A 1,370-nucleotide genomic window follows, 5' to 3' on the forward strand; every position below is an offset into this window, starting at 1 on the left:
GGAATATTTTAGCACGTATTCCTGTAGATCCCCAAACATATGTTTCTGAAGTATGACTAAAATTTGCGCTCTAACCTAAAGCAAAGTTCTGGCTTTCCTTACGCTAATTCAACTTAAAACCTACCTGCTATCTCTTACATATAATCAAACACATTAAGTACGTTTTTCGCCACTAGTATTATGCTCCATTCTTGATCATGATTGTAGTAATCCATCTTTTCGGCGATGTCATTGATCAAGGCATCCTTGCGATCCACCTGGCCATTCATCAAGTTCAAGAACTTCTGCATGGCCTGGCTGACTTCGCCTTTCACTCCCTTTGAGTTGACGTAGATGACGTGGGTGCCATCGTCAAGTGCCCGGTGCGTTTTCGGACAATATACGATGTAGTCTGAAACCCGCTCCTTGTCGCCAAACTGGTCAAAGGGAGAAAAGATGATCACGAACATCGGCGGCAAATCATCATAGTCCGTCCCAGCCAGCAGAGTGGTCATATCGACCAAAGCCTTATAGTAATGGGTGCGCTTAGGCTGGAAATCCCGCGACAGCTGCATTTCGATGTCGTAGATCTGTCCTTGTTCGTCAAAAGCCTGGATAGCCAGCCGGATAGCCTTGTCTTCACGGCCGCCCTTGATCTGGGACTGGGCTTTGGTCGTCAGCTTTTTGATCTTGAGCTGCGGCAGCAGTTCCTGCAAAACCCGGGTGCAGATCCCTTCGTCAGTAGTTAACACTCATCACCGCGAAAAACATGAAGTCGTCAGTAATGCCGATCGGTTCGTACTGGTCCAAATGATCATCTTTGATCATATTATAACTTTTCTTTCTTTCTCTCAGAAGTTTTAAGCCCTCCATGAACTAGTACGTTTTTTTCGCCGTTTTTTTCTAAAAAATGCAGATTTCCTGTAAAAAAAAGCAGCGACAGAGTCGCTGCTTAATAGCAAATTGCAAAAGTCTAGTGGTGTGACGCACCCGTAGCTGCGTCTGGAGTATCCTTGATTTGGTTGACTGCAGTAACCGGGTATGGCTTGCGAACACGCGGGTCAGTGTTTGATGGCTTAGTGTCGCCAGCGTATTGGAAGTCAGTCAAGCGGGCGTGCTTAACGTCTTCAATAGTCTTGCAGCCAGTTAATTGCATGTCGATCTTCAATTCGTCATTCAATTCGTTGATGACTGAAGCAACGCCGTGAGGGCCACCCAAAGCCAGGCCGTACAGGTAAGGACGGCCAATGCCGACCAGGTCGGCACCCAAAGCCAGAGCCTTGAAGATGTGGGAACCGCGGCGGACGCCACCGTCGAAGATGACTGGGCAGCGGCCGTTAACGGCTTCAACAACTTCTGGCAAAACGTCAATGGTTGCTGGAGCACCGTCG

General features: G+C 48.0%; 1 protein-coding gene and 1 pseudogene. Both read right to left on the reverse strand.

All coding sequences use genetic code 11. The features are described from left to right. Positions 1-134: 134 nt before the first annotated feature. Entirely contained in the window at positions 135-731 is a 597-nt protein-coding gene (locus tag lacNas_RS07545) for an Rpn family recombination-promoting nuclease/putative transposase (protein WP_201329993.1), read from the reverse strand. 221 nt (positions 732-952) lie between these two features. Then, a pseudogene (locus lacNas_RS07550) lies at positions 953-1,370 on the reverse strand ((S)-2-hydroxy-acid oxidase); the annotation flags it as partial.

Source organism: Lactobacillus nasalidis, assembly GCF_016587775.1.
Classification (GTDB): Bacteria; Bacillota; Bacilli; order Lactobacillales; family Lactobacillaceae; genus Lactobacillus; species Lactobacillus nasalidis.